Source organism: Pseudomonas sp. B10(2017), from assembly GCF_002113295.1.
Lineage (GTDB): Bacteria > Pseudomonadota > Gammaproteobacteria > Pseudomonadales > Pseudomonadaceae > Aquipseudomonas > Aquipseudomonas pudica.
In genome coordinates this window covers 135,588-157,961 of sequence record NZ_NEJU01000003.1, presented here as the reverse complement: position 1 = coordinate 157,961, position 22,374 = coordinate 135,588, and the positions used below count along the sequence as shown (strand labels likewise).

Annotated in this window: 23 protein-coding genes; 14 read left to right on the top strand and 9 right to left on the bottom strand. The window is 63.6% G+C overall.

Annotated features, from left to right (window positions below):
* Nucleotides 1–82: 82 nt before the first annotated feature.
* The 7 genes from purD to CAF92_RS05475 form a co-directional block, all read right to left on the bottom strand.
* Nucleotides 83–1,378, bottom strand: a complete 1,296-nt coding sequence (gene purD, locus CAF92_RS05505; protein ID WP_046613241.1) for a phosphoribosylamine--glycine ligase — start codon at nucleotides 1,376–1,378, stop codon at nucleotides 83–85.
* A gap of 135 nt (nucleotides 1,379–1,513) precedes the next feature.
* Entirely contained in the window at nucleotides 1,514–3,121 is a 1,608-nt protein-coding gene (purH, locus tag CAF92_RS05500; protein WP_085599665.1) for a bifunctional phosphoribosylaminoimidazolecarboxamide formyltransferase/IMP cyclohydrolase, read from the bottom strand.
* An 81-nt stretch (nucleotides 3,122–3,202) separates the two neighbouring features.
* Complete coding sequence (fis, locus tag CAF92_RS05495) at nucleotides 3,203–3,523, bottom strand: DNA-binding transcriptional regulator Fis (protein WP_012274390.1); 321 nt, start codon at nucleotides 3,521–3,523, stop codon at nucleotides 3,203–3,205.
* Nucleotides 3,520–4,533 carry a tRNA dihydrouridine synthase DusB gene (gene dusB, locus CAF92_RS05490; protein ID WP_046613238.1) on the bottom strand — a complete coding sequence of 338 codons (1,014 nt, stop codon included), beginning with the start codon at nucleotides 4,531–4,533 and terminating at the stop codon, nucleotides 3,520–3,522. The genes fis and dusB overlap by 4 nt, the downstream gene beginning before the upstream one ends.
* A gap of 253 nt (nucleotides 4,534–4,786) precedes the next feature.
* Nucleotides 4,787–6,148, bottom strand: coding sequence for a DUF3426 domain-containing protein (locus CAF92_RS05485; protein ID WP_085599663.1), 1,362 nt, complete (start codon nucleotides 6,146–6,148; stop codon nucleotides 4,787–4,789).
* A gap of 42 nt (nucleotides 6,149–6,190) precedes the next feature.
* Nucleotides 6,191–7,069, bottom strand: a complete 879-nt coding sequence (prmA, locus tag CAF92_RS05480; RefSeq protein ID WP_085599661.1) for a 50S ribosomal protein L11 methyltransferase — start codon at nucleotides 7,067–7,069, stop codon at nucleotides 6,191–6,193.
* A gap of 220 nt (nucleotides 7,070–7,289) precedes the next feature.
* Nucleotides 7,290–7,745 carry a MaoC family dehydratase gene (locus CAF92_RS05475; RefSeq protein ID WP_046613233.1) on the bottom strand — a complete coding sequence of 152 codons (456 nt, stop codon included), beginning with the start codon at nucleotides 7,743–7,745 and terminating at the stop codon, nucleotides 7,290–7,292.
* Nucleotides 7,746–7,889: 144 nt separating this feature from the next.
* On the opposite strand from CAF92_RS05475, the gene CAF92_RS05470 reads away from it, so the two are divergent.
* Genes CAF92_RS05470 through CAF92_RS05460 form a run of 3 tightly spaced genes read left to right on the top strand, consistent with a single transcriptional unit; the run spans nucleotide 7,890 to nucleotide 9,565 of the window.
* Complete coding sequence (locus tag CAF92_RS05470) at nucleotides 7,890–8,252, top strand: CidA/LrgA family protein (RefSeq protein WP_046613232.1); 363 nt, start codon at nucleotides 7,890–7,892, stop codon at nucleotides 8,250–8,252.
* Nucleotides 8,249–8,965, top strand: coding sequence for an LrgB family protein (locus CAF92_RS05465; protein ID WP_085599659.1), 717 nt, complete (start codon nucleotides 8,249–8,251; stop codon nucleotides 8,963–8,965). The genes CAF92_RS05470 and CAF92_RS05465 overlap by 4 nt, the downstream gene beginning before the upstream one ends.
* 9 nt (nucleotides 8,966–8,974) lie before the next feature.
* Nucleotides 8,975–9,565: an LON peptidase substrate-binding domain-containing protein gene (locus CAF92_RS05460; RefSeq protein ID WP_039613550.1), complete on the top strand. Its 591-nt coding sequence runs from the start codon at nucleotides 8,975–8,977 to the stop codon at nucleotides 9,563–9,565.
* Nucleotides 9,566–9,676: 111 nt separating this feature from the next.
* Here the strand turns inward: CAF92_RS05460 and CAF92_RS05455 are convergent, their stop codons facing one another.
* Both CAF92_RS05455 and CAF92_RS05450 read right to left on the bottom strand, forming a co-directional pair.
* Nucleotides 9,677–10,993, bottom strand: coding sequence for a bifunctional DedA family/phosphatase PAP2 family protein (locus CAF92_RS05455; protein ID WP_085599657.1), 1,317 nt, complete (start codon nucleotides 10,991–10,993; stop codon nucleotides 9,677–9,679).
* 3 nt (nucleotides 10,994–10,996) lie between these two features.
* Nucleotides 10,997–11,665, bottom strand: coding sequence for a DNA-3-methyladenine glycosylase (locus CAF92_RS05450; protein ID WP_085599655.1), 669 nt, complete (start codon nucleotides 11,663–11,665; stop codon nucleotides 10,997–10,999).
* Between the two features lie 331 nt (nucleotides 11,666–11,996).
* On the opposite strand from CAF92_RS05450, the gene CAF92_RS05445 reads away from it, so the two are divergent.
* From CAF92_RS05445 to lipB, 11 genes are all read left to right on the top strand, one after another.
* Nucleotides 11,997–13,268 carry a glutamate-5-semialdehyde dehydrogenase gene (locus tag CAF92_RS05445; protein ID WP_085599653.1) on the top strand — a complete coding sequence of 424 codons (1,272 nt, stop codon included), beginning with the start codon at nucleotides 11,997–11,999 and terminating at the stop codon, nucleotides 13,266–13,268.
* A 1-nt stretch (nucleotide 13,269) separates the two neighbouring features.
* Nucleotides 13,270–13,929, top strand: coding sequence for a nicotinate-nucleotide adenylyltransferase (nadD, locus tag CAF92_RS05440; protein ID WP_046613227.1), 660 nt, complete (start codon nucleotides 13,270–13,272; stop codon nucleotides 13,927–13,929).
* 43 nt (nucleotides 13,930–13,972) lie between these two features.
* Nucleotides 13,973–14,392 (top strand): ribosome silencing factor, encoded by a 420-nt coding sequence (gene rsfS, locus CAF92_RS05435; protein ID WP_013974359.1) that lies wholly within the window; start codon nucleotides 13,973–13,975, stop codon nucleotides 14,390–14,392.
* Nucleotides 14,393–14,402: 10 nt separating this feature from the next.
* Entirely contained in the window at nucleotides 14,403–14,870 is a 468-nt protein-coding gene (gene rlmH / locus CAF92_RS05430) for a 23S rRNA (pseudouridine(1915)-N(3))-methyltransferase RlmH (RefSeq protein WP_003249722.1), read from the top strand.
* A 16-nt stretch (nucleotides 14,871–14,886) separates the two neighbouring features.
* Nucleotides 14,887–16,776, top strand: coding sequence for a penicillin-binding protein 2 (gene mrdA / locus CAF92_RS05425; protein ID WP_015271942.1), 1,890 nt, complete (start codon nucleotides 14,887–14,889; stop codon nucleotides 16,774–16,776).
* 38 nt (nucleotides 16,777–16,814) lie between these two features.
* Complete coding sequence (gene rodA, locus CAF92_RS05420; RefSeq protein WP_046613723.1) at nucleotides 16,815–17,918, top strand: rod shape-determining protein RodA; 1,104 nt, start codon at nucleotides 16,815–16,817, stop codon at nucleotides 17,916–17,918.
* Between the two features lie 17 nt (nucleotides 17,919–17,935).
* Complete coding sequence (mltB, locus tag CAF92_RS05415; RefSeq protein WP_039613594.1) at nucleotides 17,936–18,946, top strand: lytic murein transglycosylase B; 1,011 nt, start codon at nucleotides 17,936–17,938, stop codon at nucleotides 18,944–18,946.
* Nucleotides 18,946–19,947: a septal ring lytic transglycosylase RlpA family protein gene (locus CAF92_RS05410; protein WP_046613225.1), complete on the top strand. Its 1,002-nt coding sequence runs from the start codon at nucleotides 18,946–18,948 to the stop codon at nucleotides 19,945–19,947. The genes mltB and CAF92_RS05410 overlap by 1 nt, the downstream gene beginning before the upstream one ends.
* A gap of 270 nt (nucleotides 19,948–20,217) precedes the next feature.
* Complete coding sequence (locus CAF92_RS05405; protein WP_046613224.1) at nucleotides 20,218–21,378, top strand: D-alanyl-D-alanine carboxypeptidase family protein; 1,161 nt, start codon at nucleotides 20,218–20,220, stop codon at nucleotides 21,376–21,378.
* 73 nt (nucleotides 21,379–21,451) lie between these two features.
* Nucleotides 21,452–21,727 carry a DUF493 domain-containing protein gene (locus CAF92_RS05400; RefSeq protein ID WP_043211184.1) on the top strand — a complete coding sequence of 92 codons (276 nt, stop codon included), beginning with the start codon at nucleotides 21,452–21,454 and terminating at the stop codon, nucleotides 21,725–21,727.
* The gene (lipB, locus tag CAF92_RS05395) at nucleotides 21,727–22,374 is read left to right on the top strand and encodes a lipoyl(octanoyl) transferase LipB (protein WP_013974352.1); all 648 of its coding nucleotides are present in this window, start codon (nucleotides 21,727–21,729) and stop codon (nucleotides 22,372–22,374) included. Before CAF92_RS05400 ends, lipB begins: the two co-directional genes overlap by 1 nt.

The window sequence follows — 22,374 nt, the reverse complement described above, 5'->3', positions numbered from 1 at the left end:
GCAAGGCCTCTCGGGGCCCTGTCGACGAGCCGGATGCCGCAGGCGCAAGGTGCTGAGGCGCACTGCGGCAGGCCGGTACAACTTATTGCTGGTGCTCACCGCGCTCGCGGGCGATGGCCCGGTAGCCGATGTCGGTGCGGTAGAAGCTGCCGTTCCAGCTTACTTCCTTGGCCAGGCGGTAAGCCTGCTGCTGCGCGTCGGCAACCGTGCTGCCCATGGCGGTTGCACACAGTACGCGCCCACCGTTGGTGGTCACCTTGCCATCCTTCAGTGCGGTACCGGCATGGAACACCTTGCCTTCGATCTTCGCAGCAGCGTCCAGGCCGTTGATCACGTCCCCCTTGGCGTAGTCGCCCGGGTAGCCGCCGGCAGCCAATACCACGCCCAGGCTCGGGCGTGGGTCCCATTGTGCTTCGACCTTGTCCAGCGCCTTGGCGAATGCGGCCTCGACCAGCAGCACCAGGCTCGACTCCAGGCGCAGCATGACTGGCTGGGTTTCAGGGTCGCCGAAGCGGCAGTTGAATTCGATGACCTTGGGGTTGCCCGCCTTGTCGATCATCAGGCCTGCGTAGAGGAAACCGGTGTAGACGTTGCCTTCCTCGGCCATGCCGCGCACGGTCGGCCAGATCACCTGGTCCATCACGCGCTGGTGCACTTCGGCAGTGACCACCGGGGCGGGGGAGTAGGCACCCATGCCGCCGGTGTTCGGGCCGGTGTCCTGGTCGCCGACGCGCTTGTGGTCCTGGCTGGTGGCCATGGGCAGCACGTTCTGGCCGTCGACCATGACGATGAAGCTGGCTTCCTCGCCGTCGAGGAACTCCTCGATGACCACGCGGGAGCCCGCATCGCCGAAGGCGTTGCCGGCCAGCATGTCACGCACGGCGGCTTCGGCTTCTTCCAGGGTCATGGCGACGATCACGCCCTTGCCCGCGGCCAGGCCGTCGGCCTTGATCACGATCGGCGCGCCTTTTTCCTGCAGGTAGGCCAGCGCCGGCTCGATTTCGGTGAAGTTCTGGTAGTCGGCGGTCGGGATCTTGTGACGCGCCAGGAAGTCCTTGGTGAATGCCTTGGAACCTTCCAGCTGGGCCGCGCCCTTGGTCGGACCGAAGCAGTCCAGGCCGCGGCTGCGGAACAGGTCGACCACGCCGATGACCAGCGGTGCTTCCGGGCCGACGATGGTCATGTCGACGTTCTTCTCGGCGAAATCAGCCAGTTGCTCCAGGGCGCACACGTCGATGGCGACGTTCTCGCACTTGGCTTCAATGGCAGTGCCGGCGTTGCCCGGGGCAACGAAGACTTTCTCGACGCGCGGGTCCTGGGCGACTTTCCAGGCCAGGGCGTGCTCACGGCCGCCGCTGCCGATGATCAAAACTTTCATGTCAAAACCTCTGTTTGGCGGCAGTCCTCGTACCTTGTGGGAGCGGGTTCACCCGCAAATGCGGCGGTGAATCCAACATCGCATTCGCGGGTGAACCCGCTCCCACAGGGGCCGAGGATCGGCCGGCCATCTTGATTAGTGGCGGAAGTGGCGCATACCGGTAAAGACCATCGCGATACCTGCCTCGTCGGCAGCGGCGATGACTTCGGCATCACGCATCGAACCACCTGGCTGGATCACGGCGCTGATACCCACTTTAGCCGCATTGTCGATGCCGTCACGGAACGGGAAGAACGCGTCCGACGCCATGACCGCGCCCTGCACTTGCAGGCCGGCATGCTCGGCCTTGATCGCGGCGATACGGGCGGAGTTGACGCGGCTCATCTGGCCGGCGCCGACACCGATGGTCTGGCGCTGCTTGGCGTAGACAATGGCGTTGGACTTGACGAACTTGGCCACTTTCCAGGCGAACACCAGGTCGTGGATCTCTTGCTCGGTCGGTGCACGCTTGGTGACGATCTTCAGGTCATCGGCGGTGATCATGCCGATATCGCGGCTCTGCACCAGCAAACCGCCGTTGACGCGCTTGAAGTCCCAGCCGGCAGCGCGCTCGGCTGGCCACTCGCCGCATTCCAGCAGACGTACGTTCTGCTTGGCGGCAACCACGTCGCGGGCAGCCTGGGAGATTTTCGGGGCGATGATCACTTCGACGAACTGGCGGTCGACGATGGCCTTGGCGGTTTCGCCGTCCAGCTCGCGGTTGAAGGCGATGATGCCGCCGAACGCCGACTCGGTGTCGGTGGCATAGGCCAGGTCGTAGGCCTTGCGGATGCCGCCTTCCTCTTCAGGTACCACAGCCACGCCGCACGGGTTGGCGTGCTTGACGATGACGCAGGCCGGCTTGACGAAGCTCTTCACGCACTCCAGTGCGGCGTCGGTGTCGGCCACGTTGTTGAACGACAGCTCCTTGCCCTGCAGCTGGATGGCAGTTGAAACGCTGGCTTCGCCTTTCTTCGCTTCCACGTAGAACGCCGCGCTCTGGTGCGGGTTCTCGCCGTAGCGCATTTCCTGGGCCTTGACGAACTGGCTGTTGAAGGTGCGCGGGAATTCGCTGCGGTCTTCAGTGCTCAGGGTCTCTTTGGCCTGGTCGATGGTGCCCATGTAGTTGGCGATCATGCCGTCGTATGCGGCGGTGTGTTCGAACGCCTTGAGCATCAGGTCGAAGCGCTGGGCGTAGGTCAGGCCACCGGCCTTGAGGCCTTCGACGATGCCGGCGTAGTCGCTGGCGTTGACCACGATGGCCACGTCCTTGTGGTTCTTGGCAGCCGAACGGACCATGGTCGGGCCGCCGATGTCGATGTTCTCGATGGCGGTCGGCAGATCACAGCCAGGCTTGGAAATGGTGGCTTCGAAGGGGTACAGGTTGACTGCTACCAGGTCGATCGGGTTGATTCCGTGCTCGTTCATGATGGCGTCGTCGGTGCCGCGACGGCCCAGGATGCCACCGTGGATCTTCGGGTGCAGGGTCTTGACCCGGCCATCCATCATTTCGGCGAAGCCGGTGTAGTCGGCCACTTCCACCGCGTTGACGCCGTTGTCCTTGAGCAGCTTGTAGGTGCCGCCGGTGGACAGGATCTCGACACCGAGCTGCTGCAACTCACGGGCAAATTCGAGGATACCGGTCTTGTCGGAGACGCTGATCAGGGCGCGGCGGACTGGCAGGCGGGTAGTCTGGTCGGTCATTTCGGGTTCCAATAACGCGGTGGAGTCAGCAAAAAAGGCGCCTCTGTTCAGGGAGCCGCCTTTTCTGGTTGGGATTCTGGCTTACAACAAGTCGTACTGCTTGAGCTTCTTGCGCAGGGTGCCTCGGTTCAGCCCGAGCATCTCGCTGGCCTTGGTCTGGTTGCCCTTCACGTAGTTCATAACGCTTTCGAGCAGGGGCGCCTCGACTTCGGAAAGCACCAGGTTGTACACGTCCGTCACGGTCGCGCCTTCCAGGTGGGCGAAGTAGTTGTGCAGCGCCTTCTCGACGCTGTCGCGAAGGGTCTGGCCCTCTTCGCTCGGCGTGTTGAGGTGCTGTTTCAGGTTGGCGTTGTCGCTCACGGGCGTTGTTCCACTCACAAATGTCTCGGTCATCATCGTCATGCGGCCACCCCTTGTCCGTCCTCTGTCTCAAGGCTCTGTCGACGTTCGCTGAAAAACGCGCGAACGTTGGCGCACTGCGCTTGTGTGTCTTCCAAAGCGTTGAACCGGGAGCGAAACTCCTTGCCGCCGGGTCGTGTTGCCAGGTACCAGCCAACGTGCTTGCGGGCGATACGTACGCCCATCACATCGCCATAGAAGGCATGCAGCGCGGCCAGGTGCTCCAGCAGGATGCGTTCCACTTCGTCCAGCTGCGGCGCTGGCAGGTGTTCGCCAGTGCGCAGGTAGTGCTCGATCTCGCGAAAGATCCATGGCCGCCCCTGGGCGGCCCGGCCGATCAACAGGCCATCTACCCCGGTGGCGTCCAGCACCGCCCGGGCCTTTTCTGGCGAGGTGATATCGCCGTTGGCAAAAACCGGGATCGACACCGCCTGCTTGATGGCAGCGATGGTGTCGTATTCGGCTTCGCCGGTGTACAGGTCGGCGCGTGTGCGGCCATGCACCGCCAGCGCCTGGATGCCGGCCTGCTCGGCGATCCTCGCCACGTTCAGGCCGTTCTTGTTCGCCCGGTCCCAGCCGGTGCGGATCTTCAGGGTCACCGGGACGTCCACGGCGCCGACCACGGCGTGGAGTATCTCGCTGACCAAGGCTTCATCTCTCAATAAAGCAGAGCCTGCGGCTTTGTTGCAGACTTTTTTTGCCGGGCAGCCCATGTTGATATCAATGATCTGGGCGCCTGCTTCGACGTTGGCCTTTGCCGCCGCTGCCATCATCTGCGCATCACCACCGGCGATCTGCACCGAGCGTGGCTCGGGATCACCTTCATGGATGCGGCGCAGGCTCGACTTGCGGCTGTTCCACAGGCTCATGTCGCTGGAGACCATTTCCGACACCACCATGCCGGCGCCCAGGCGCTGGCAAAGTGTACGGAAAGGCTGGTCCGTGACCCCGGCCATGGGCGCGAGGATCAGGTTGTTGCGTAGTGTGTATGGGCCGATGCGTACCGCCGACATAGGTGATCCCTGTTGTGGGGCCGAATCTTGGAGTTCGAAAAAGGGTTGGCATGATACCCGCTCTCGGTGACCGGATAAAGATGGATTTGGATAAAATCTGAACAGTTGTCGGCTTATGACTTTTGGTATGGGCGAGGACCCTGAACCTTGTGCGGCCCCTTTGGGAGCGGGCGTGCCCGCGAAGCAGGCGGCGCGATGGACGGCACGGGCTTCGCCCGTGTTCGCGGGCGCGCCCGCTCCCACAGGGTGGTGGCTATTCCGGCGAACGGAAGCTCAGGCTGTAATTGACGGCCTTAGGCCCCGGGTCGAGGATGTCCAGGGCGATGTGGATCGGAGTCTGGCTGGGCATTTCGCCGCGCCCGGCCAGTTCGCCGGACAGGTACTCGCTGGGCTTGAAGCGCCGGCTGGCGATCAGCTGGCCATTGAGGTCGGCGAAGCGCAGTTCCAGCAACGGGAACGGCTGGGCGAACGGCGCGCGGTTGTAGATGATCGCATCGACGATCAGTGCACCCTTGAAGTCCGGGTGGCTGCGTACCACCAGGTTGCTGCTCTTGATTCGGGCGATATCGACGCGGGTCGGCACTTGGCAACCGACCAACGGGCAGATTTGCTGGAAGAGTGGCCGGTACTGGTCCTGGCGGGCCATTTCCTCGAAGTGGAACCACACGTACTGGAACGCCAGCAAGCCAGCGGCCAGCAGGGTCAGGAAGCCCCACAGCAGGCGCTTGCCCCAGTTGGGCGCGGGCTTTTCCCAGCCTAGTTGCAGCGGGTCGTCGACCACGTCGACCAGCGGCTCCTTGCGCGCCGGGCGCTCGGCTTTGCCGGCAAGGCCTGGTTCCAGGCGTTCGCCGGGCAGCGGCTCTACAGGCTCGTCATCGCGCGCCGACAGGTGCAGCTCCAGGGGCTCATCGTCGCGGGCGCTCAGGCCCTGTACCGGGGCTTCATCAACGCTGGCACGCAGTGGTTCGTTGAATTCGGTGCGGTCATCGATTTCGGCGGCACGGTGTACCGGTGGCTCGTCGTCGACGTCCAGGTCCAGGTTGCCGCCTAACGTCGGCTCGGTACGCTCGCCCGGCGCTGGCTCCAGGTCCAGCTCCAAGGGCTCCGGGTCCCGTAGCACGGGCGCGGTTTCGATCGCCGGTTGCGGTTCGAACGGTTCATCGTCAGCCGTACCGAACAGGTCGTTGGCATGTTCGTCCGGGTGCAGTTCGTCACGTCGGGCTTGCAGGCCGCCATCCTGGCTGGCCGGGCGAGCCGTGGCCGGTTGGCCGCGGCGCTCCAGGCGCTCCAGTTCCATGTCGAGGTCGAGCGCGTCCAGCGCCTGGTTGGTGAGCGCCCAGTCCTCGTCCGGGGTGGAGCCGGGCTCGCTGGCGACAGGCTCGGGTGCGATCTCCGGTTCGGCCGGCGGCTCCGCAGGGCCGGCGGGTATCGGCGCCGGCACCGCAGGTGCGCTGGTTCCGCTGGCGCGGTTCTGCTCCAGCAACTGTTTGGCGGCGTTGAACACCTGCAGGCATTGGCCGCAGCGCACTACGCCGCGGGCCACGCTCAACTGGTGATGGGTGACGCGAAAGCTGGTCTGGCAATGCGGGCACTGGGTGACGAAACTGTCGGTCATGCGGCAATCCGGGAGCTGTGCAGAAAAGTATTCTAGGCCCGCTTAACGGCGGCGGCCACTGATGCGCACCCAGCCGTCGCGCACGACGATCGGGTCCAGCTCGAAGTCGGCGGCATAGGCCGCAGCCACTTCGTCACCCTGCTCGGCGAGGATGCCCGACAGTGCCAGCAGGCCACCTGGGCGGACCAGGCCGGACAGTTGCGGTGCCAGCGACACCAGCGGGCCGGCGAGGATGTTGGCGACCAGCACATCGGCCTGCATGGCCGGCATGTGCTCGGGCAGGTACAGCGCCAGCTTTTCATCGGCGATGCCGTTGCGCTGGGCATTGTCGCGCGAAGCCTCGATGGCCTGCACATCGATGTCGGTACCGACTGCTTCACGGGCGCCCAGCAGCAGCGCGGCGATGGCCAGAATGCCTGAGCCGCAGCCGAAGTCCAGCACCTGGGTGCCTTCGAGCTGCTGGCCGTCGAGCCATTCCAGGCATAGCGCGGTGGTCGGGTGGGTGCCGGTGCCGAACGCCAGGCCCGGGTCGAGCAGCAGGTTCACCGCGTCCTGTTCCGGGGCCTCGTGCCAGCTGGGCACGATCCACAGGCGACGGCCGAAGCGCATCGGCTGGAAGTTGTCCATCCAGCTGCGTTCCCAGTCCTGGTCCTCGATCACCTCGGCCTGGTGCTCGGGCAGCTCGGCGCCGGTCAGCAGGCGCAGGTGGGCGAATACCTGCTCAGGGTCGGCATCGGCCTCGAACAGGGCCAGCAGGTGGGTATGCGACCACAGCGGGGTGGTGTTGAGGTCTGGCTCGAAGATCGGTTGATCCTCGGCGTCCATGAACGTGACCGAGACGGCACCCACTTCGAGCAGGGCATCTTCGTAGGTTTCGGCTTGTTCCGGGCTGATGGCCAGGCGTACTTGCAGCCAGGGCATGGCGGGCACCTTTGGTAAATCGACAGGGGCAGCCCTAGGCTGCACGAAGGCTGGCAGTTTACGCGAGTGCGGGGATTTTGTGGATTGAATCGGGGGCTGCTGTGCAGCCCAATCGCCGACAAGCCAGCTTCCACAGGGTTTGCGCAATTGTTGAGGCCTATGCAAATCCTGTGGGACCCGGCTTGCCGGCGATTAAGCCATCAGCCCGTTCATGGATGGTTCAGACGAAACACAACGAAAGCGACTCAGCTATATAAGCAGGCTTCTCTTCACCGTCGATCTCCAGCGTGGCAATCGCCTTGAGCAACCATTGCCCCGGCCTCTTTTCCGTCACCTCGGCCAAATCCACCTTCAGCCGCACCTGACTGTCTACCTTGACCGGCTGGATGAAGCGCACGCTGTCCAGTCCATAGTTCACCACCATCTTCAGCCCTTCCGGCAGGACCAGAATGTCCTCGATCAACTTGGGAATCAGCGACAACGTCAGGAAACCGTGGGCGATCGTACTACCAAACGGGGTTTTCGCCGCCTTTTCCGGGTCGACATGGATGAACTGGAAGTCGCCCGTGGCTTCGGCGAACAGGTTGATGCGCTGCTGGTCGATCTTCAGCCAGGCCGAGCGGCCCAGTTCCCTACCAACGTACTGCGAAAGCTCTGTAACCGGTACATGGGGCATCGCGAACTCTCCAAGTTGTCAGTTGGTACGAAAGTGCAAGATCAGCACGGCGAACCGTTTCAGTCAAGTTGCGCGCTTTTCGACGAATATCGGTATATGGCGGCCACGTGCTTATAATGGCGGTCATGCCCGAGGGAGATGCTTATGCTGTTGCGTGGTTTGACCTGGCTGGTGCTGTTCCAGCTGCTGGGAACGGCAATCAACCACCTGTTGGTGCCGTTTCTGCCGGGGCCGATCATCGGCCTGTTGCTGCTGTTGTTCTTCCTCATGGCCCGTGGTGAGGTGGGCAAGCCGCTGAACGAGGCCGCCAGCAGCCTGCTGCGCTACCTGCCGCTGTTGCTGGTGCCACCAGCGGTGGGAGTCATGGTGTATGCCAAGGATATCGCTGCCGACTTCTGGGCCATTGCCGGTGCCCTGTTGATCTCCTGCCTGGTGACCCTGGTGTTTGTCGGCGTGTTGATGCAAAAGCTCATCCACCGCCAAGGCCGGCGCGAGGAGCAGCCATGATGCTCGACTGGCAAGGCGCACTGGATGCGGTTGTTCATCATCCCTTGTTCGGTATCGGCATCACGCTTGGGGCCTACCAGTTGGTACTGGCGGGCTACGAGAAGACCCGCTGGATCTTCCTGCAGCCGGTACTGGTGTCGATGCTGCTGGTGATCGGCGTGTTGCTGGTGTGTGGCATCGACTACAGCGAGTACCGCAAGAGCACCGAAATCATGAATATCCTGCTGGGGCCTGCCACCGTGGCCCTGGCAGTGCCGCTCTACCTCAACCTGCGGCGTATCCGGCAGCTGTTCTGGCCCACATTTACTACGCTGGTAATCGGAGGCCTGTTCGCCACGCTGTGCTGCCTGTTGCTGGGCTGGTGGTTCGGTGCCGAGCACATGATCCTGATGACCATGGCACCGAAGTCTGTGACCTCGCCAATCGCCATGCTGGTGGCCGAGCAGATTGGCGGCGTGGCGGCACTGGCGGCGGTGTTCGTGCTGATTACCGGGGTGATCGGGGCAATTTTCGGCCCGGCGCTGCTGAGCCGTTTTGGCGTGCATAGCCCCGAGGCGCGCGGCATGTCTCTGGGCGTGACCGCGCACGCGGTGGGCACTTCGGTGGCCCTGCAGGAAAGTGACGAATGCGGCGCCTTTGCCGCGCTGGCGATGAGCCTGATGGGGGTGGCCACGGCGGTGTTCCTGCCGCTTGCGGTCAGCCTGGTGGCTTGAGGACTTGTGATGACGCTACCGCTGTTTCCCCTCAATACCGTGCTTTTTCCTGGTTGTTTCCTCGATTTGCAGATTTTCGAGGCACGCTACCTGGACATGATCGGGCGCTGCATGAAGCGGGGCGAAGGTTTTGGTGTGGTGTGCATTCTCGAAGGCGAGCAGGTCGGCAAGGCGCCGCCGGTGGTTGCCTCGATCGGCTGCGAGGCGGTGATCCGTGACTTCGTGCAGCAGGATAACGGCTTGCTGGGTATCCGCGTCGAAGGTGTGCGGCGCTTCAATCTGGAAAGCACCGAGGTGCAGAAGGACCAGTTGCTGGTGGGGCAGGTGCAATGGCTGCCGGAGCAGGCGGACAGCCCGTTGCTAGAGGCGGACGAAGACCTGCTGGCGTTGCTGGTGGCCCTGGGTGAACACCCGATGGTCGAAGCCTTGGACATGCCGCGGCCTGTGGACGGGCGCCAGACGTTGGCCAACCAGTTGGCGTACCTGCTGCCGTTCATGGAAGAGGACAAGCTGGATCTGCTGACCCTCGACTCGCCGCAGGAGCGGTTGGGGGAAATCCAGAAGCTGCTGGAGCGGATTCAGGGTGAGTTGTTTGCCTGATAGTGATGTGTTGTCAGTGCCGACCTCTTCGCGGCACAAGGCTGCTCCTACAGGCTGACGAGATCCCCGTAGGAGCAGCCTTGTGCTGCGAAGAGGCCGGTACAGGCGACATCAATATTGATACCGCAGCAAAGCCTGCGGCAGCGCATGCATGGCAAAGAACGCCAGCAATGCGACACATGCCGGCAACACCAGCCACCACACTCGCAGCGGCAAGGCCGGGAGGGTCTGGTGACGCTGCGCCAGTGCGAGGCTGAGCGCACACACACAGCATGCCAGCAAGGCCCCGGCGAGGATGTCGGTCGGCCAGTGCGCCCCCAGGTACACCCGTGACAGGGCAATCGCCAGCGCCGGAATGCAGCCCAGCATCACCCAGGTCAGGCGCATCCGCGGCGGTTGACCGCGACCGGCCAGCACCGCCATCACCAGAAAGAACGCAAATGACGCCGAACTGTGACCGCTGGGCATGCTGTAGCTGGTCAGCGGGTCACTCAGCACTTCCGGGCGAGCCCGGGCGAACAGCCACTTCAGCGTGCCATTGGCAAACGCCGTACCCATCAGCGCGCCCGCAGCGAACATGGCATGCCGCCACTGCCGGGCTAGCAGCAGCAGGCCCGTCAGCAGGCCGCCGAGGAACAACTGGGTGCGGAAATCGCCCAGCCGGGTCACCAGCACCACGGTGCCATCGATGGCCTGGCTGCGGTGCTCCTGTACCAGCGTCATCACACCCTGGTCGAATTCGTGCAGGTAGGGCCAGCCGAGGAAAACCCCGGCCAACGCCAGGAAACTCATGCCGGCGATCAGCCGGGTGCCGTGGCGTTGATCGCGAATGCTGGTGTTCAGGCTCAGCCCGATGATGACTGCCAGGGTGCCGGCGATGATCCCTGCATCCAGCCAGAAGCCCTCCGGCAAGGGCAGGCGCATGGCAGCGCCGGTAGCCCAGCCGGGCAGCAGGTAGGCCACCGACCAGCCGGCACCGGCCACCAGGCTGACGGCGATGAAGCGCGGCAGTGGCATGTCGAACATGCCGGCGACCATCGGCAGCATTGGCCGCAACGGCCCGATGAAACGCCCTACCAACAGGCTGGCGATACCGTAGCGCTGAAAGTAGGCCTCGGCGCTGCCGATCCATTCCGGATGGTGGCGCAGCAGGGGCAGGCGGCGAATGTTCTGGTGGAAGTACTTGCCCACCGTGTACGACAAGGCATCACCCACCAGGCCGCCGAGAAAGCCCAGCAGCAGCGTTTCGCCCAGGCTGAAGGCACCGCTGCCAGCCAGTACCGCGACCGCAAACAGCAGAACGGTGCCAGGCACGATGATGCCGGCAATGGCCAGGCACTCGATGCAGGCCACCAGGAAAATCGCCAGGCCAAGCCACTGCGGGTTGGCGCTGAGCCAGCCGGTCAGGCTGTCGAGCCATTGGCCCATGGTTCAGCTTCCTTGTTCGAGAATGAAGAAGTCCCGGCCTTCGACTTGGCCGCGACGTAACGGGTTCCGCGTGCAGAAACGGGCGTATTCGGCATCTACGAAACGGTAGGGCAGGTGCTCGTCGCGGCCATGGGGGATGCCCAGGCGGGCGGCCTGGATCACCCGCGGCACGGTGATGCCGCAATCCTCCACGTACAGGCGCTCGAGGTCGAAACGCTGGGCGTCCCAGTGCGGCACCTTCAGGCCCAGGGCCCGGCACAGCAAGGTCTGGCCGGCGCACAGTCGCTCGGCCGGGCGGAGGTTGCCGCTGGCATCGGGGTTGTTCAGTTGCATCTGCGCCAGGCTGTTAGGGCCCGAGCGGGCGTCCTGCCAAGGATAGGCCGACTTGATCAGCACCGCGTTGCCCGGCCCATGGGCGCTGAAGTTCAGCGAGTCGCCACCGCGCGCGTAATACATATAGATGTGGCCGCCATCGAGGAACAGCGCCTTGCGCTTTTCGGTGTAGCCGAGCGAGGCGTGGCTGCCTTTGTCGGTGAGGTAGTAGGCTTCGGTCTCGATGATGCGCGCGGCCAGCCACAGGTCGCCTTGGCGATGGCGGATGACTTTGCCCAGCAAGGCCTTGGCCAGGGTCTGGGCATCGCGGTCGAAAAAGCTGTCGGGCAAGGCTGGCATGCGGGTCGGTTCGCGGTTGAGAAGGCTGGGATGATAGCAATGAATGGCTTAATCGAGGCTGAATCGAGTGGGATGTTGGCAGTTCCGGCCTCTTCGCGGGTAAACCCGCTCCCACAGATACCTCGGAGGTCCCAACCCTTGTGCAATCACTGTGTGAGCGGGTTTGTCCGCAAAAGGGCCACAACAAGAGATAGAAATTTCGATAACCCCGGTTACATCTTTCCTACACAATGCCCCCAGCCATTTTCTACCATCCGCCACCCGCCGCTGGGCGTACACCTGCGCGCCAGTTATAATCAGCCGATTTCCCCTTCGCCAAGACACCGAACCCATGACTGAGTCCGTTCTTGACTATATGACCCGCCTGGGTCGCGCTGCCCGTGAGGCTTCACGGGTGATCGGCCGTGCCAGCACCGCGCAGAAGAATCGCGCCCTGCAAGCTGCCGCCGATGCGCTGGATGCCGCTCGTGCCGAGCTGACCGCTGCCAACGAGCTGGACCTGGCCGCCGGCCGCGCCAACGGCCTAGAGCCGGCGCTGCTCGACCGTCTGGCGCTGACCCCGGCGCGTATCGACGGCATGATCACCGGCCTGCGCCAGGTGGCCAGCCTGCCGGACCCAGTCGGTGCCATCCGCGACATGAGCTACCGCCCATCCGGTATCCAGGTCGGCAAGATGCGCACGCCGCTGGGGGTGATCGGGATCATCTACGAATCGCGCCCGAACGTGACCATCGATGCCGCCAGCCTGTGCCTGAAGTCGGGTAACGCGACCATCCTGCGTGGCGGCTCCGAAGCCATCCACTCCAACCGCGCCATCGCCACCTGCATTCAGCGTGGCCTGGCCACCGCCGGCCTGCCGGCAGCCGTGGTGCAGGTGGTCGAGACTACCGACCGCGAAGCCGTGGGCGCGCTGATCAGCATGCCGGAATTCGTCGACGTCATCGTGCCTCGCGGTGGTCGTGGTCTGATCGAGCGCATCAGTCGCGATGCCCGAGTGCCAGTGATCAAGCACCTGGACGGTATCTGCCACGTCTATGTCAGCCAGCACGCCGATCTGGACAAGGCCTGGCGCGTGGCGTTCAACGCCAAGACCTACCGCTACGGCATCTGTGGCGCCATGGAAACGCTGCTGGTCGACAAGCAGGTGGCCGAGCGCTTCCTGCCGGAAATGGCCCGTCGCTTCCAGGAGAAGGGCGTCGAACTGCGTGGCTGCGAGCGCACCCGGGCGATCATCGACGCCAAGCCGGCCACCGAGGCCGACTGGCACACCGAATACCTGGACGCGATCCTGTCGATCCGTGTGGTTGACGGCCTGGACCAGGCCATCGAGCACATCAACCACTATGGCTCGCACCACACCGATTCGATCATCAGTGAACACCAGGGTGAAGCCCGCCAGTTCATGGCCGAAGTCGATTCGGCGTCGGTCATGCTCAATACCCCGACCTGCTTCGCCGACGGCTTCGAGTACGGCCTGGGTGCGGAAATCGGCATTTCCACCGACAAGCTGCATGCCCGTGGCCCAGTCGGCCTGGAAGGCCTGACCTGCGAGAAGTACGTCGTGATCGGCGACGGTCAGCTGCGTGGCCAGGAGTCCTGCTGAGTTGAGCAAGGCCCAGGCAGTCCGGCGCATCGGCATTCTTGGCGGTACCTTCGACCCCGTGCACATCGGCCACCTGCGCAGCGCGCTGGAAGTGGCCGAGTTCATGGGGCTGGACGAGCTGCGCCTGCTGCCCAACGCCCGGCCGCCACACCGCGACACCCCGCAGGTGGCCGCGCAGGATCGCCTGGCCATGGTGCAGAGCGCCGTGCAGGGCGTGCCTTGCCTGAGCGTGGATGCCCGCGAGCTGGCGCGCGACAAGCCGTCGTACACCATCGACACGCTGGAATCGATCCGTGCCGAACTGGCCACCGACGACCAGCTGTTCCTGGTGCTGGGCTGGGATGCCTTCTGTGGCCTGCCCGGCTGGCACCGCTGGGAAGAATTGCTGCAACACTGTCATATCCTGGTGCTGCAACGCCCGGATGCCGACGTAGAACCCCCTGACGAGCTGCGTAACCTGCTGGCTGCGCGCTCGGAGAGCGATCCCACCGCCATGTCCGGCCCGGCGGGAAACATTTCGTTCGTCTGGCAGACGCCGCTTGCGGTGTCGGCTACACAGATCCGACAGCTGCTGGCCAGCGGCAAATCGGTGAGGTTCCTGGTGCCGGACGCCGTACTGGCCTACATCGAGGCGCACGAACTGTATCGTGCACCTAACTGACGGTGCCTCTGGCGCCTCATCCAACGAGTTGAACGAGTTTTATATGACCAAGCAGAAAATCCACGGCGAAGAACTGGTCGCCCTGACCAAGGCAGCGCTGGAAGACGTCAAGGCCCAGGACATCCAGGTCATCGACGTACGAGAAAAGCACAGCCTGACCGACTACATGATCATTGCCACTGGTACTTCCAACCGCCAGATCAACGCGATGCTGGAAAAGGTCCGCGAAGCGGTCAAGGCCAAGGGTGCCCAGCCACTGGGTGAAGAAGGCAAAGGCGACAGCGACTGGGTGCTGCTGGACCTGAACGATGTCATCGTGCACATGATGACCGCCGCTGCCCGCCAGTTCTACGACCTGGAGCGCCTGTGGCAGGGTGCCGAGCAAAGCCGTGCAGCCGATGGCAAGCACCATAGCCCGGACCATGCCCACGAGTACTCCGACAAGCTCAAGGACCGGGAATAAGGAAAGCGCTGTGCGTCTGCGCCTGATCGCGGTCGGCTCGCGCATGCCGAAGTGGGTCGAGGAAGGCTGGCATGAATATGCCAAGCGCCTGCCTGCCGAGCTGTCGCTGGAGCTGGTGGAAATCCCGCTGAACACCCGAGGCAAGAATGCCGACGTTGCCCGCCTGATCCGTCAGGAGGGCGAGGCCATGCTGAGCAAGGTTCAGCCAGGGGAACGCATCGTCACCCTCGAGGTCCACGGCAAGCCCTGGAGTACCGAACAGCTGGCGACGGAGCTGGACCGCTGGCGCCTGGATGCGCGCACGGTGAATTTGATGGTGGGCGGCCCGGAAGGCCTGGCGCCCGAGGTCTGTGCGCGCGCCGAGCAACGCTGGTCGCTGTCGCCGCTGACCTTGCCGCACCCATTGGTAAGGATACTCATCGGCGAGCAGATCTACCGCGCCTGGACCGTGTTGTCCGGGCATCCTTACCATAAATGAGCCTGTAAGCAGTCCGATGTCGCAGCCGATCCGTCTCAAGGACCACGAGAAAGACGCCCGCCTGGTGCGCAACCGCGTCGTGGTCGGCGCAGTGGCGATCATGCTGCTCATTTGTGTGCTGATCGCGCGGCTGTACTACCTGCAGGTCATCCAGCACGACTACCACTCGACGCTGTCGGAGAACAACCGGGTGCATGTGCAGCCGATCCCGCCGACCCGCGGGCTGATCTTCGACCGCAACGGCGTGATCGTCGCCGACAACCGGCCCAGCTTCAGCCTGTCGATGACCCGAGAGCGTGCGGGTAACTGGCAGGAAGTGTTGGATACCATCGTCGAAGTGCTGGAACTGACGCCCGACGATCGCGCCTTGTTCGAGAAGCGCATGCGCCAGGGGCGCCGGCCGTTCGAGCCGGTGCCGATCCTGTTCGAGCTCAACGAAGAGCAGATCGCTCGCGTGGCAGTGAACCAGTTCCGCCTGCCGGGCGTGGAAGTGGTGGCCCAGTTGGTGCGCCATTACCCGCAGGGCGCGCACTTCGCCCATTCGGTGGGGTATGTGGGGCGAATCAACGAGAAAGAGCTGAAAACCCTCGACCCGGTGAACTACAGCGGTACCCATCACATCGGCAAGACCGGCATCGAACGCTTTTATGAAGCCGACCTGCATGGCCAGGTGGGCTACGAGGAAGTCGAGACCAACGCCCGTGGCCGCGTGCTGCGGGTGCTCAAGCGCACCGACCCGAAACCGGGCAAGGACATCGTGCTGAGCCTGGACATCAAGCTGCAGGAGGCCGCCGAGGCTGCCCTGGGGGGGCGGCGTGGTGCGGTGGTGGCGCTCGATCCGCGTACCGGCGAGGTGCTGGCGATGGTCAGCCAACCCAGCTTCGACCCCAACCTGTTCGTCACCGGCATCGGCTTCAAGGCCTATGCCGAACTGCGCGATTCGATCGACAGACCGCTGTTCAACCGCGTGCTGCGCGGCCTGTATCCGCCAGGCTCGACCATCAAGCCGGCGGTGGCAATCGCCGGCCTGGACAGCGGCGTGGTCAATGCCGGTAGCCGGGTGTTCGACCCGGGCTACTACCAGTTGCCCAACTACGACCACAAATACCGTAACTGGAACCGCTCGGGCGATGGCTGGGTCGACCTGGATACCGCGATCATGCGCTCCAACGATACCTACTTCTACGACCTTGCCCACAAGATGGGCATCGATCGGCTGTCCAGCTACATGAACAAGTTCGGCATCGGCCAGCGGGTTTCCCTCGACATGTTCGAGGAATCCGCCGGGCTGATGCCGTCGCGCGAATGGAAGCGCGCCACCCGCCGCCAGGCCTGGTTCCCCGGCGAAACCCTGATCCTCGGCATCGGCCAGGGTTACATGCAGGCCACGCCGCTGCAATTGGCCCAGGCCACTGCGCTGATCGCCAACAAGGGCGTGTGGAACCGTCCGCACCTGGCCAAGACCATCGAAGGCCAGCCGCCGGTGGACGACAACCCCATGGAAAACATCGTTCTGCGCGACAAATCCGACTGGGCCAAGGTCACCCATGGCATGGAGCAGGTGATGCACAACGCCCGCGGTACCGCACGCAAGGCGGCCATCGGCTCGCAGTATCGCATTGCCGGCAAGAGCGGTACCGCCCAGGTGGTGGCGATCAAGCAGGGTGAGAAGTACGACCGCAACAAGCTTCAGGAGCGCCACCGCGACCACGCCCTGTTCGTCGCCTTCGCCCCCGCCGAGGACCCGAAGATCGTGGTTTCGGTGATGGTCGAGAACGGTGAGTCCGGTTCGGGCGTCGCCGCCCCGGTGGTACGCCAGGTGATGGACGCCTGGCTGCTCGACGAAAACGGCCGGCTCAAGCCCGAGTTCGCGCCTGCCACCGTTACCCAGGAATCAGCCCTGTGATGAACAATTTCGATCGCATGCTCTCCAGCGAGGATGTGATGCGTCGGCGCGCCAGCTTTCTGCAGCGCATCCACATCGACGGCCCTTTGCTGATCATTCTGTTGACCCTTGCGGCCGGCAGCCTGTTTGTCCTGTACTCGGCCAGTGGCAAAAACTGGGACCTGCTGCTCAAGCAGGCCACCTCGTTCGGCATCGGCCTGGTGTCGATGTTCATCATCGCCCAGCTGGAGCCGCGCTTCATGGCCCGTTGGGTGCCGCTGGCCTACCTGGCCGGTGTGCTGTTGCTGGTGGTGGTGGACGTGATGGGGCACAACGCCATGGGCGCCACGCGCTGGATCAACATCCCCGGGGTGATCCGCTTCCAGCCCTCGGAGTTCATGAAGATCATCATGCCAGCGACCATCGCCTGGTACCTGTCCAAGCGGACCTTGCCGCCGCATCTGAAGCATGTGGCGATCAGCCTGGTGCTGATCGGTGTGCCGTTCATCCTGATCGTGCGCCAGCCCGACCTGGGCACGGCGCTGCTGATCCTCGCCTCCGGGGCTTTCGTGCTGTTCATGGGCGGCCTGCGCTGGCGCTGGATCCTCAGCGTACTGGCGGCTGCGGTGCCCGTGGCGGTGGCGATGTGGTTCTTCGTGATGCACGACTACCAGAAGCAGCGGGTACTGACCTTCCTCGACCCGGAAAGCGACCCGTTGGGCACTGGCTGGAACATCATCCAGTCGAAGGCGGCCATTGGCTCGGGTGGCGTGTTCGGCAAGGGCTGGCTGCTCGGCACCCAGTCGCACCTGGACTTCCTGCCGGAAAGCCACACCGACTTCATCATCGCCGTGCTCGGCGAGGAATTCGGCCTGGTCGGCATCTGCCTGCTGCTGATCGTCTACCTGCTGCTGATCGGCCGCGGCCTGATGATCACCGCCCAGGCGCAGACCCTGTTCGGCAAGCTGCTGGCGGGCAGCCTGACCATGACCTTCTTTGTATACGTGTTCGTCAATATCGGTATGGTCAGCGGCCTTCTGCCCGTGGTGGGCGTGCCGCTGCCCTTCATCAGCTATGGCGGAACTTCGTTGGTGACGCTGCTGTCAGCGTTTGGCGTTCTGATGTCGATCCACACGCACCGCAAATGGATCGCTCAGGTTTGAATAAGGTGAAGAATTTCATGCAAGCAGTGCGTAACTGGGCTGCCCGTTGTGCGCCGTGGATCGGCGCGGTGGGCCTGTTCGGCGCTGTACAGCTGGCCCATGCCGGCGATTATCAAGGCTCGCCCCAGGTTGCCCAGTTCGTTGGCGAAATGAGCCGCGACCATGGCTTTGCCCCTGAGCAGCTGATGGGTGTGTTCGCTGAGGTGCAGCGCAAACAGTCGATCCTCGACGCCATTTCGCGCCCGGCCGAACGGGTAAAGCCGTGGAAGGACTACCGGCCGATGTTCATCACCGACGCGCGCATCGCCCGCGGTGTGGACTTCTGGCGCCAGCACGAGGCGGTGCTGGCCCGTGCCGAGCAGGAATACGGCGTGCCGGCGCAGTACATCGTCGCCATCATCGGTGTGGAAACCTTCTTTGGCCGCAACACCGGCAACTACCGGGTGATCGATGCCTTGTCGACCCTGGGCTTCGATTACCCGCCACGGGCCGAATTCTTCCGCAAGGAGCTGCGCGAATTCCTGCTGCTGGCCCGTGAGGAACAGCTCGACCCGCTGACGCTCAAGGGGTCCTACGCTGGCGCCATGGGTCTGCCGCAGTTCATGCCGAGCAGCTTCCGCAACTTCGCGGTGGATTTCGACGGCGACGGCCACATCAATATCTGGAACAACCCGGACGATGCCATCGGCAGCGTGGCCAGCTACTTCAAGCGCCACGGCTGGGTGGCCGGCGAAGGTGTGGTCAGCCGCGCCTGGGTGGACGGTGGGCGCGCCGACGAAGGCCTGACGACCGGCATCGAGCCGGTAAAAACCGTTGGGGAGTTGCGCACGCTTGGCTGGTCGGTTCATGATTCGCTGCGCGATGATCTGCCGGTGACCGCCTTCCGTCTCGAGGGCGACAATGGCCCCGAGTACTGGATGGGCCTGAAGAACTTCTACGCGATCACTCGCTACAACCGCAGCGTGATGTATGCCATGGCGGTGCATCAGCTATCGGAACAGCTGGTTCAAGCACGGGGCGTCAAGTAATGCGCGCAATCTTCTCTGGCAACTCTTTCAAGCTGCTCACCTGCCTCGCCGTTGGCGTGGTGCTGGCCAGCTGTTCGTCCAACCGCCCGTCCCAGCAAAGCAGTGGCAACGTGGTGCGCACCCAGCCCGGTCTGGATATCAACCGGGCGCACAAGGATGGCGCGCCGTGGTGGGATGTGGATGTGAACAAGATTCCCGACGCCACGCCAACCGTGCACACCGGCAACTACAAGGCCAACCCGTACACGGTGCTGGGCAAGACCTACTATCCGATGCAGGACTCGCGCAACTATCGCGCCGAGGGTACCGCGTCGTGGTACGGCACGAAGTTCCACGGCCAGAACACCGCCAACGGCGAGCTGTATGACCTGTACGGCATGAGCGCGGCGCACAAGACCCTGCCGCTGCCGGCCTACGTGCGGGTGACCAACCTGGCCAACGGCCGCAGCGTGATCCTGCGGGTGAACGACCGTGGGCCGTTCTATTCGGACCGCATCATCGACCTGTCCTATGCCGCGGCGAAAAAGCTCGGTTATGCCGAGATCGGTACCGCGCATGTGCGCGTCGAAGGCATCGACCCGCAGCAATGGTGGGCCCAGCGTGGCCAGACGCCACCGATGGTGCTGAAAGAGCCGCAGGTAGCCCAGACCCAGGCAATCCCGGCCAGTACCGGGCGCGTCGAGCAATGGACGCCGCCGCCCCAGCAGCATGCGGCGCCGGTGGTGCCGGTGCAGGTGGCTGGCAACAACGTGCCGGCCGGCAGTGGCGGCAGCTTCCTGCAGGTAGGCGCCTTCGCCAACCCGGACGCCGCCGAACTGCTGCGCTCCAAGCTCAGCAGCATGGTCAGCGCGCCAGTGTTCATCAGCTCAATCGTGCGCAACCAGCAGACCCTTCACCGCGTGCGCCTGGGGCCGATCAACAGCCAGGGCGAGATCCAGCAAGCGCAGGACAGCATCCGCCTGGCGAACCTTGGGCAGGCCAAGCTGGTCACAGCAGACTGACCGCGTTGCCTTCTTCGCGGGCGCGACCGCTCCCACAGGGGCATGCGAAACCCTGTGAGAGCGGGCGCGCCTGCGAAGAAGGCAACACCAAACTGTCGGTTTTGTCATGAATTGCCGGGCGCAGGCATGTACAATGTCGGCTTTTGCCCGCAGCGACATAAAGCCGCACATTGCGAGCCAGGCCTACGGCCGCAAAAACTAGACTGACTGGCGCTGGGCACATGATCTTGCCCAGGGAACATCAGACCATTAGCGATTTTCGAGAGACGGATGAACATCACCAACCTTGCCAAACGACTTTGCCTGCCCGTACTGCTGATGATCACGCCTGCCGCCTTCGCGGCTGAGCAGATGACGCCGGCGCCACCGCAACTGGCAGCCAAGTCCTACGTACTCATGGACGCGTCCAGCGGCAACGTGCTTGTCGAGAACAACGGTGACGAGCGACTGCCGCCAGCCAGCCTGACCAAGCTGATGACGGCCTACATCGCCACCCTGGACATCCGTCGCGGTCAGATCGGTGAAAACGACCCGGTTACCGTCAGCGAAAACGCCTGGCGTACCGGCGGTTCGCGCATGTTCATCAAGGTGGGCAGCCAGGTGACCGTCAGCGACCTGCTGCACGGCATCATCATCCAGTCCGGTAACGACGCCTCGGTCGCCCTGGCCGAGCACATCGCCGGCAGCGAAGACGCCTTTGCCGACATGATGAACAAGACCGCTGCCGACTTGGGTATGGCCAACAGCCACTTCATGAACCCGACCGGCCTGCCGCACCCGGACCATTACTCGTCGGCCCACGACATGGCTACCTTGGCGCGTGCGATCATCAACGTCGATCCGGCCCACTACGCCATCTACTCGCAGAAAGAATTCTTCTGGAACAACATCAAGCAGCCAAACCGCAACCTGCTGCTGTGGCGTGACAAGACCGTCGATGGCCTGAAGACCGGCCATACCGACGAAGCCGGCTACTGCATGGTGGCTTCGGCTGTTCGCGACGGCCAGCGCCTGATCGCCGTGGTGTTCGGCACCAACAGCGAGCAATCGCGTGCCGCCGAGACCCAGAAGCTGCTGACCTACGGTTTCCGCTTCTTCGAAACCCAGACCTTCTACCAGAAGGGCACCGAGCTGACCAAATCGCCTGTCTGGAAGGGCGCGACTGGTGAAGTGAAAGCCGGCCTGGCCAACGACCTGACCCTGACTATGCCTAAAGGCCAATTGAAGCGCCTGCAGGCTTCGATGACCATGAATCCGCAGCTCACAGCGCCAATCGCCAAAGGTGACGTGATCGGCAAAGTGGAAGTCAAACTGGACGATAAAGTGGTTCACAGTGCCGACCTGATCGCCCTCGACGGCGTCGAGGAAGGTGGTTTCTTCCGCCGTATGTGGGATAGCATCCGTCTATTCTTCTACGGGTTGTTCAACTGATACGTGACCTGCATGCCCCCGCGTATCCTGCGGGGGCGTTGTTGTTGCCACGGCTTACGAGGCCGTTTCCGCCATGAGCGAACCAGACGTCAAGTCACACAAGATCGAATTCCCCTGCGACGATTACCCGATCAAGGTCATCGGTGACACCGTTGTCGGCTTCAAGGACACGGTCATCGAGATCCTGAGCAAGTACGCGAAGGTCGACCTTTCCACCCTGGCCGAGCGCCAGAGCAAGGAAGGCAAGTACACCACCGTGCAATTGCACATCGTTGCCGAAAGCGAGAACCAGCTGCACGATATCAACAGCGCCCTGCGCGCTACCGGCATCGTGAAAATGGTGCTCTGATGTCCGCCTGCCTCGGTTTTCGCGAGCTTGGCCTGCAGCCCTACGAACCGGTGCTGGAGGCCATGCGTCGCTTCACCGAGCAGCGCAGCCCGGACAGCCAGGATGAAGTCTGGCTGGTCGAGCACCCTGCGGTCTTCACCCAGGGCCAGGCCGGCAAGGCCGAGCACCTGCTGGTGCCGGGCGACATCCCTGTGGTGCAGACCGACCGTGGTGGCCAGGTGACCTACCATGGCCCCGGGCAGCTGGTGGCCTACCTGCTGCTGGATGTGCGTCGGCTGGGCTTTGGCGTGCGTGAGCTGGTCAGCCGTATCGAGCAGACCCTCATCGACCTGCTCGCCAGTTACGATGTCCAGGCAGCGGCCAAGCCCGATGCCCCGGGTGTCTATGTCGACGGAGCGAAAATCGCCTCCCTCGGCCTGCGAATCCGCAACGGCCGTTCGTTCCACGGCCTTGCCCTGAACGTGGACATGGACCTTGCGCCATTCCGCCGAATCAACCCCTGCGGCTATGCGGGGCTGGCGATGACCCAGCTGCGCGACCTGGCAGGTCCGATCGAACTCGACGAGGTCAGGACAAGGCTGCGCGGACAGCTGGTCAAGCACCTCGACTACGCTGAGCAGACGACCCTCACGGGCGGAATCGACTGA